Annotated in this window: 8 protein-coding genes; 2 read left to right on the top strand and 6 right to left on the bottom strand. The window is 67.9% G+C overall.

The genetic code is table 11. The features are described from left to right. Positions 1 to 451 precede the first annotated feature (451 nt). Entirely contained in the window at positions 452 to 1672 is a 1221-nt protein-coding gene (locus tag MXD58_RS13830) for an HAF repeat-containing protein (RefSeq protein WP_248837112.1), read from the bottom strand. A 503-nt stretch (positions 1673 to 2175) separates the two neighbouring features. Between MXD58_RS13830 and MXD58_RS13835 the strand changes: the two genes are divergently transcribed. Then, positions 2176 to 4086 (top strand): glycoside hydrolase family 26 protein, encoded by a 1911-nt coding sequence (locus MXD58_RS13835; RefSeq protein WP_248837113.1) that lies wholly within the window; start codon positions 2176 to 2178, stop codon positions 4084 to 4086. 212 nt (positions 4087 to 4298) lie between these two features. Here MXD58_RS13835 and MXD58_RS13840 read toward each other — a convergent pair whose 3' ends face one another. Together MXD58_RS13840 and MXD58_RS13845 are read right to left on the bottom strand one after the other, a co-directional pair. Then, positions 4299 to 4994 carry a hypothetical protein gene (locus MXD58_RS13840; RefSeq protein WP_248837114.1) on the bottom strand — a complete coding sequence of 232 codons (696 nt, stop codon included), beginning with the start codon at positions 4992 to 4994 and terminating at the stop codon, positions 4299 to 4301. A 1202-nt stretch (positions 4995 to 6196) separates the two neighbouring features. Next, entirely contained in the window at positions 6197 to 6682 is a 486-nt protein-coding gene (locus tag MXD58_RS13845; protein ID WP_250609377.1) for an SsgA family sporulation/cell division regulator, read from the bottom strand. Positions 6683 to 6914: 232 nt separating this feature from the next. Here MXD58_RS13845 and MXD58_RS13850 point away from each other — a divergent pair, with 232 nt between their 5' ends. Beyond that, positions 6915 to 7202 carry a DUF1330 domain-containing protein gene (locus MXD58_RS13850; RefSeq protein WP_248837116.1) on the top strand — a complete coding sequence of 96 codons (288 nt, stop codon included), beginning with the start codon at positions 6915 to 6917 and terminating at the stop codon, positions 7200 to 7202. On the opposite strand, the gene MXD58_RS31680 is transcribed toward MXD58_RS13850, so the two are convergent. From MXD58_RS31680 to MXD58_RS13860, 3 genes are read right to left on the bottom strand one after another with little or no spacing between them, the layout of a single operon-like run. After that, positions 7133 to 7471, bottom strand: a complete 339-nt coding sequence (locus MXD58_RS31680) for a KUP/HAK/KT family potassium transporter (RefSeq protein ID WP_308301963.1) — start codon at positions 7469 to 7471, stop codon at positions 7133 to 7135. The two genes, MXD58_RS13850 and MXD58_RS31680, sit on opposite strands and share 70 nt — an antisense overlap. Further along, entirely contained in the window at positions 7447 to 7953 is a 507-nt protein-coding gene (locus tag MXD58_RS13855; RefSeq protein ID WP_248837117.1) for a hypothetical protein, read from the bottom strand. The genes MXD58_RS31680 and MXD58_RS13855 overlap by 25 nt, the downstream gene beginning before the upstream one ends. Then, complete coding sequence (locus tag MXD58_RS13860; RefSeq protein ID WP_248837118.1) at positions 7953 to 8198, bottom strand: hypothetical protein; 246 nt, start codon at positions 8196 to 8198, stop codon at positions 7953 to 7955. The genes MXD58_RS13855 and MXD58_RS13860 overlap by 1 nt, the downstream gene beginning before the upstream one ends. Positions 8199 to 8674: the final 476 nt, after the last annotated feature.

Below are 8674 nucleotides of genomic sequence, written 5' to 3' on the forward strand. Positions count from 1 at the left end.
ACGAGATGCACCTTATGGTGTGGTGGGGTCTTATTTGTTTATAAGAGACAGGGAACGACGGCGGACCCTCCCCGCGTCGGGGGGGGTCGCGCGGCCGCGCGGACCAGCCTTACCGGGTAACAACCACATCGGTATTCCTTCCGTCGAAGGAAATGCGGACAGCACTCCAGCGGCACGATCCTTCGGAGTGGCATCCCCGAATCGCCGTCCGTCCCGTTTCGAAGAAGGCACCTCGCCTACTCGGTCACCTCCCCGCGATGTCGACCCCGGACCGGTCGAGTAACCGCACTGTGGGTCGATCCCATTCCGACCCTTGAGTGGGTGCGTACTCGCAGCCCCACTCCAGGCAGTCGACAAGAACGACGACTACGCATCAGCGACAGGCCAGCACAATGAATCCGACGCACACTTCGATTCGGGGGTCGCCGTCGAGCACCGCGTATTACTTCGGTCACAGCGTCCAGAACGCGGCCTGGGGAACTCCCTGGGCGACCGCTGAGCCGCCACCCACGGTGTGCGACGGGGTGATGCACGCGGCGGAGCTGTAGGCACCGCCCAGAGTGCCGAGATCGGTGGTGATCCCGCGGTGCCAGCGGAACGCATGATCATTTCCGGCCGCGTTGGTAGCCGTACCGGCCACATATCCCTCGGCATCGATTCCCGCCGGATCGACCCGACCGCCGAGGCTCGCGATTCTGGTGCTCCGGCCGCAGAACCAGACGAAGGCGTTGGTCTGCGCCCCGATGCTACGGACCAGAATCTCACCGTTGTCGTTGATACCGACCGCCTCAGTGTGCTGATCCCCGGGCAGAGGCGGCAGGGCGCGGAGTCTTCCCCGCTCCCACAGGAATGCCCGGCTCACACCGCCGGACATCTCGCTCGTCCCCACCACCTGACTCCGGTTGTTCAACCCGACCGCCCGGCTCCACCCACCACCGCCAAGAGCACCGATGCTGTAGATGTGCCCGTTGGACCAGACGAACGCATACGACCGGCCCGTGGCCGTGGCGCTGTTTCCGCAGATCTGGCCAAGGTCGTTGATGGCAACTCCTTCACTCGTCAGTCCCCCCAGCGTCCCCAGGTCGACCATGCCGTCTCCGGCGATGATGTAGGCATGCCGGTCACCGTTGCCGATGCTGGTGGTGCCCACGATCTGGCCGCGGACGTTGATGCCGGCGGCCTGACTCCACCGACCACCCAGCTCGTCGGTTCCGCCCAGATAGCCGAGGGGCTGGTACTGACCATAGGCCCATCGGAACGCCTGACGAGAATAGCGGCTGATGATATCGCCGACGAGGAATCCCGCCTTGTTGATCGCGTTGGGGCGGCTGCTCTGCGGCAGCACCCGCAGCACGCCGGCCCGCCAGACGAAACCGGTGACCTCATACGGCGAGCGCTGCCAGAATCCGGCGAGAAGGCCGTCCGCCGTCCCGCAGGTCACCTGGCCAGGGCCCACGCCGGTGGGGTCGGGAATACCCGCGCCGACGGGTGCCCGCAGGGCAACCCGATCGGAGCGCTGCGCGAGGATCGGCACGGACGTTTCCATCAGAACGGCGGCCTCGGGCCACGCACTCGCCGGGCGCGTGTCACGGCGCCGGCGCAGCGGCAGCGCAGGCGCCAACGCCAGTGCTGACAACAGACCAGCCCGCACAATCGTACGACGATTGTCCATTCCCTATTCCTTTCATGACTGCCGCCCAGCCGCCCGCGTTGTTGGCCAAAAGACCGCCGTACCGCGGGTAGCTGCCGCATTGATGGCCTGACCCCCCGGTCGGCACTATGCCATCGGGCCGACCATCCGGCCGCCAACGACACGGCACCCGGCTCCCCGCAAACATCGCTGCGGTCCGCCGCGAAGCGATACCCGGGAAACTCCTGCGGCAGCGGTCATTCGGCGTGCCGTCCCTCGACCGACCAGGCATTGGTAGGCACTTAAAATCGAGTTCGTTGGTGAATACGGCGGCCTGGGCAGGCGGCATCGAATCCGACCGAATGACCTCGACTCGCTCCGCGGAGGCAACCTTACGCAGCCGACTTTTACTCTCCGTTAGTGTCGGGCCGCCGACCGAAGGAAGGGGTAGTAGGGTGCGTTCTCAAGACCCGGAAAGGCCAGGATTCTCTCGATGCCGCGGGCCGGGCGATAGCCGGCGACGTGTCGGCTCGTCGCACGGCCGCGTGACGGCCGCTGCCCGCGGGCCGGCGTGGCGGGCGCTCCTGGTTGTCGCGACGATGGCCGTGGCGCTGCTGGGCGTAGCGCTACCCGTGCGGGCCGCGCCGGTGGTGACCGGCACCATCGAGGACACCAGCATCGGCACGGGCCTGAACCAGGTCTTCTACACCGGTGACTGGGCACAGTGCGGCGGATGCACACCGGCCACGCCCAACAACAGCTTTCACTACTCGACGAGCAGCGACGCCACCGCGACGATCCGGTTCACCGGCACGCAGTTCCGCATCTACGGCGTCCGGGACTACCACGGCGGTCTGGCCACCGTCAGCATCGACGGCGCGCCCTCCATCACGATCGACACCTATGTACTACACCCGGTCTCCACGGTCATCTACACCTCGCCGGTGCTCCGCGGCGGGACCCACCAGGCGACTCTGATCAACATCGGCCAGCGCAATCCCGCCTCGGACGCCACCGTCGTCGCCTTCGACCGGGCGGAGGCACTGACGGACCCCGGCCTGCCCCCGGTGGACACGATCACCCGATCAATCGAGGACAACCAGATCGGCGTCGGGGCTGACCAGGTCTCCTACACCGGTTCCTGGCTGGCGTGCGGCGGCTGTGTGCCGCCTACCCCCAACAACAGCTTCCGGTACTCCTCGACCGCGGGCAGCACCGCGACCATCCGCTTCACCGGCACCCAGATCAGCGTCTACGGGATCAGGGAGTCCCATGGCGGCATCATGGCGATCTCCGTCGACTTCGGCCTGTCCACCATCGTGGACTCCTACGCGCCCACGTCGAGTGTGGCGCTGTTGTTCACCTCGTCCCGCCTCATCAACGGCGCGCATATCCTGCAGATCATCAACACCGGCCAGCGCAATCCCGCCTCGGACAACACCGTCACCGCCTTCGACCGGGCCGGCATCGCCGCGACGAGCCCGCCGGTGGACCCGCTGCCCCCACCGCCGCCGGGAGCCAACCGGTCCGGGCTGCCGTGGCTGTCCGGGGTGAACGGCGACCCGCAGAACACCCCCACCGCGGTGGACTCCTTCTGCGCCTTCCGCGGCAGCCTCTGCGACCTCGCCCATGTCTACACAGCCAGGGACAGCTGGGATGCGATCGTCCGGCCCGGCTTCGCGGAGGAGAACTACGCCGGCTGGCCGGGCCGCCTGATCATCTCCGTCCCCGCGTTCCCCGAGAACACCGGCTCCTCGCTGGCCACCTGCGCGACCGGCGCCTACGACACGTTCTGGCGCACCTTCGGCAACACCCTGAACAGCACCGGACGACAGAACTCGATCATCCGCGTGGCCTGGCAGGCCAACGGCAACTGGTTCCAGTGGACCGCCTACAACGCCAGAAACTACGTGAACTGCTGGCGCCATATCGCGACCGCGATCAGAGCCACCGCGAATCCCGATCCGGTTCTCGACTGGACCATCAACGCCCACTTCTCCCAGTTCCCCCCCAGCCATAACCCGCTGGATCTCTATCCCGGCGACGCCTACGTCGACAGCGTCGGCATCGACGCCTACGATCACTACCCACCCTCGGCGAGCCTGGCGGCCTTCAACGCCCAGGCGAACGCCGTCGGCGGCCTCACCTGGCTGTACAACTTCGCCCGAGCCCACGGAAAGCAGTTCGGCATCGGCGAGTGGGGCGTCGCACCCGGCTCCGGGGTGAACGGTGGCGGCGACAGCGCCACCTTCGTCCAGTGGATGCACGACTGGATGGCGGCGCGCGCCGGCCGGGGCTTCCTCTACGAGGCGTATTTCAACAACTGCGACCCGGGAAACGTCGGCTCCAACCTGTACCGTCCGTTCTCCACCGCGTGTATCTATCGGAACCCGGATGCGGAGGCCCGCTATACCAATCTCTGGAGAAACCCATCGACGAGAGTGAATCCCGAATAGTCGTGGATTCGTAGTCGGAGCCCTTGGCCGGAGCGCGCCGCGATGCGTCCGTGGCGCATCGCGGGCCGGTCCGGCGCCCACGCCGGGCCGCGGCTCCGGCCGACAGCTCGCGCGCGAGGGCTCGGCGTCCGCCTCATGGATCTTCGTTCGGCGAGAGAAGGCGCGACACGGCCGCGAGGACAGCCTCCCGATCTGCCCTCGCGGCCAAGATCCTAGATAATGACAATATGCAGACTGTCGCCACTATTGCCTAGAACAGTCACCCAGGCGCCGAAGATCAGCTCTCTGGTTCGCGTCAGCAGTTCCTGCGGCACTACGAGCAGCACCTTGGGATACTCGGCAGCTAGTACGGACAAGAAGGAATGGAGCCGCTGAATTTCGGTGATGGTATGGCAAAGCAGGACAACGCTGATCGTGCTATCGTTCAAGTAAAGTAGACCATCCGGTTCGGGCATTTCATGCCGAACCGGTACCGCATTCTCTAGCCGCCAACGACGGGTACTCACCCACTCGTCGACAGACGCCTCCGCGACGCCTCGCTCTTCGATGCGCAGCCGCGCACGGGAAACCAGGGCCCGGTGGAGGTCGCCGAGGACAGGTGGGACGACGGTCGGCATGGTGTCGAGCTCGGCCCGGATCACCAGGCGTCGGCCGGCGGGAGTAACATGGATCAACCGTCCCTGATAAGTGACGGCATGCTCCGCTTCGACGAGGCCCGCATTCTCCCACCGCCGCACTACGGCGCGCACGGCGTTGCGCGTGATGGGCTTCGCCGGGTCCAGCAGTACCGGTATATCTGCCTCGAAGATCGCCTCCATATCATAGATCCACTCAAGGGCGAAAAGATCACGTCGATTGAGTCGTATCGCCCCTTTGTCCGCTCGGGTCCGGCGCTGGATTTCGGCCATCCGCGACTACCCGATGTGTAGTGGTGCCGGACTGAAAATGCGGCGCCCGAGAGGCCGACGAACCAGTCGTGATTGACGATTCATAGGCTGGACTATACCCGATTGGCGGACAGATATAGCGCTCGGTGCCCCGTACCAGCGGAGATGAAGCCCGGGCGCCGACCATCTCCATCCCGAGACGCGACCACACCACGGATTCCCCCGTTAATGTCTGTACACCGACCTACCAATGACAATCATTCCCAGGTCGACGCCCTGGGCAATGACGATTGCCGGCGCGTTGCGCCACACAGACACAGCTTGGCTACACGGCGTAGCCATTCGTGGCTCCTCGTGCGCGGGCGGCGAGGCGGCCCGAGCTCGAGTCCGTGTCGATCGTATATTCGATCGTGGCCGGCATCGCCAACGCCGACCCCAGGCCGTGCCCAGGATCCTGGAAACACTTGTCTCCGCTTTGCCGGACGCGACGATGGTTATCGCCCCGGATGTCCGTATCCGTCGAAGCCGTCACCAAAGGTACCTGATAGCAGGTTAAGGGAAGTCGACGGATGGCCTACGGAGAGAAAATCCACCGCGGTCACGCGCCGTACAGTGCGACGGCGCCGAGAAAAATCGGATGCGCCGGGCTTCCGGCACCCCCGATAGGCTCAGATTTCAAGGCCGATGGTCCTGCGCCAGTCCCGCCCAATGATGGCTCGGCTGGCGATCGAAGACCCAGCGCGAGTAGTGTCACCGAGATCTCCGGCGTAGTCGCCCACTTTCAGCCGCGAGCTCCGCCGATTTCCGGGCGCACCCGCCGCCACCGCTGGGAACTACGTCCGCGAGCCGTGGATGATCTCCGGAGAATCCCCGGTAGATCGCCGCGCCAGGAGGCCGGCCGTCCCGCGAACACCGGGGTTCCGGCCCTCATTCGTCCCTGCGACGAATCCGCCGAGGACAGGTCCCAGCCGCCGGCGGGCGCGCCGGGGAAACCCTCAGCACAGGCGCACGCGTCGCCGGACATCTCCCACGGCGTTGACTCGCCAACCGACAGGCCCCCGGCCGCGGCGCATTGTCCGGCGAGGTGGAGAACACGCCTCGTGGATGGGTGAGGGAAATGTGCATGCCGTCGGCGTCGAGGGTGAACCAGCCCGACTCCTGGAAACCATCAGATCCGCCTGCGATGCCGGGCCATCGGTGTGGGGTGACGCGCGGCGGGGCTGCTACACCTCACCGTCGCGCAGCCGGTCGAGTTCGGCCTGCCAGTCGACGTGGTCGGTCTCCGAGCCGAACGGGACGGCGTCGTAGGTGTCGCGGATGAACGCGGCGACGTGGTCGTAGTCCAGCTCGACCACGGCCCGGCCAGCCGCCGAGGTCATCGTGACTACGAGCGACCGCCTGCCCGCACGCACCTGCGGACGTACCTCGACGGCACCGACCCCGGCGGGCCGGCGCGACCCGTCGATCAGCAGCTGACGGGCGAACGTCCAGGTCACCGTGCGGATGTCAGTCGTGCGCAGCCGGAGCGTGACGGCGAACGGGTCCGCCTCGTCGAAGCCGAGCGACGCGGGAAACGGGACGCGGCCACCGTCCGGCTGCACGAAATGCGCCGGGATGGCGCTGTCGAAGGAGCCCCGGCCTGGCGTACGGCTCTGCGACACCACAACCTCCCGCTCCCCGACACCGGACCTGCCCGCCCATACTCCCATGCCACCGGCCACCTCCGTCGAGTCACCGCCAAGGCCCGCACGGGAACACACCGGCGCCACTCCGGGCACACCACGGTCGGACCAGACAGGACCGGAGGGGATGAACCGCCCAGGGCGGGAAGGGAGCTGTTGCCTTCCCGGTCCCTTGCCTGGACGGCGGGCCGGGGCGAGACGGCCGAAGGAAACGGAATGGGGTGCCCGCCAAGCCCCCGGCCTCGGGCAGGATGGCGTCATGACCGCCTACTGGATCACTGTGTACAAGGAGATCTCCGACGAGGCCAAGGTCGCGGCGTATGCCGCGCTGGCCGGTCCGGCCCTGCGCGCCGCCGGCGGCACCTTCCTGGCCCGCGGCCTTCCCGAGCTGACCTACGAGGCCGGGGAGAAGTCCCGCACCGTCCTCATCGCCTTCGACTCGGTCGAGACCGCCCGGGCCGCCCATGACGGCGCCGCCTACCAGCAAGCCCTCGCCGCCCTCGCCGGCGGCGCCGTACGCGACCTGCGCATCGTGCCCGGCGTCTGACACTCGGGGGCACCCGGCTCTGCGAAGCAGCCGCATGGCCGAGGAGCTCTGTGGTCTCGGCTCGTTGTCGCCCATTGCAGGTCGATGTGTGAGCCCATGATGACGGGGCAGTCTCGTGGGCGGCGGAGCCGAGGCAGATGGCCGAGCTCGGCGGCCTGGGCCGCGACCGGGTACGCCCCGGTGATCACAGCCTGGGAGGCGATGACCGTCGCCGCGGTGGCCAGCAGGACGAGAGGCAGCGGGGTCAGCGCGGCCGACGGCCGGCCCAGCCTCGCGCCGCGAACCCGACCGCGAACGCGGCGAGCGCCGCGAACCCGGCCACGGCCGTTCGTCGCGTCACGGCCGTTCGTCGCGTCACGGCCGTTCGTCGCGTCACGGCGGGGGAACCGGGCAGAGCGGCCCGGCGATGGGGCTCTACCCGGCGGCTGCCCGCGGTCAGAGCACCGAGGCGGGAGTCGACGTCGGCACCGATGGTGACGAGCGGGCCGGCCAGACTGTTGATCTCAACCGTCACCCCCTCGGCGGCGAGGCCCTCGGCGAGCCCACGCAGCCCACCGCGGCCGTCGCGGAGCCCGGCTGGCAGCACATCGGCCGGGAGGGCCGCGAGGAGGTCCCCCGCGGCCGACCACAACCTGCCCGGCTGACCGGTGGTGATCCGAATCTGGTCGGCGGACGCCTCGATGCGCCCGCCGACCGATCCGGACGCGTCCTCGACGCTGAAGGCGACGTCGCCCTCGAAGCGGGCGTTCACTAGCGCGCGGCGCCGTTGGTGAGGCCGCCGCCGGCCGAGTCGTTGTCCGAGGTGACGACCCGCAGCGTGCCGTGCAGCCGCCAGGTGGCGCGGGCGGCGTCCGGCCCGGTGTCGCGCGGCACCTCGACGAGCATGTCGACGAACTGGTAGTTGATCGCGGCACCCTTGCCTGTCAGGTAGGACCACAGATCCTTGCCGAGATCCGTCCAGTCAACGACGTCGCGGTCTCTGCTGGTCTGCACCATGATCGTTCTCCCCTGTTGGTGGCCAGGCGTGGAATTCGCGAAGCTCTCGCACGCCCACCTCGAAAGTACGACGGCCCGAACCACGGCACACCTTGAAACAGCCGGGCAACGCGGGCTCCCCGGATTGCGGCAGAGAAAACGTGCGGCCGCTGGGAAAAGCGGCCGGACGACGTCGTCCGGCATGACCCGAATGCCTTCGTTATGAACCGTCGCGCGGTTCCTGGGTCGCCGGCCCCGCGACGGCGACCAGTTCCGTTCCGGGCGAGGTCCGGGTTCCGACAGCCAGACCCGCACCCGGGGAGCAGAATGCCGGTTATGTCAGCGATACGGAAAGTCGCCATGGCCCTGTGCGCGGCGGCGGTGGTGCCCCTCGGCGGCTGCGGCGGCGGCGCGGAGGCGGACGGCGCCGCCGACGCGGGCCAGGTGATGATCTCGACGGCCACCGGCGCCGCGGCCGCGGCCGCGGACGCGACCAC

Origin of the sequence: Frankia sp. AgKG'84/4 (assembly GCF_023242965.2) — a bacterium.
Taxonomy (GTDB): Bacteria; Actinomycetota; Actinomycetes; order Frankiales; family Frankiaceae; genus Frankia.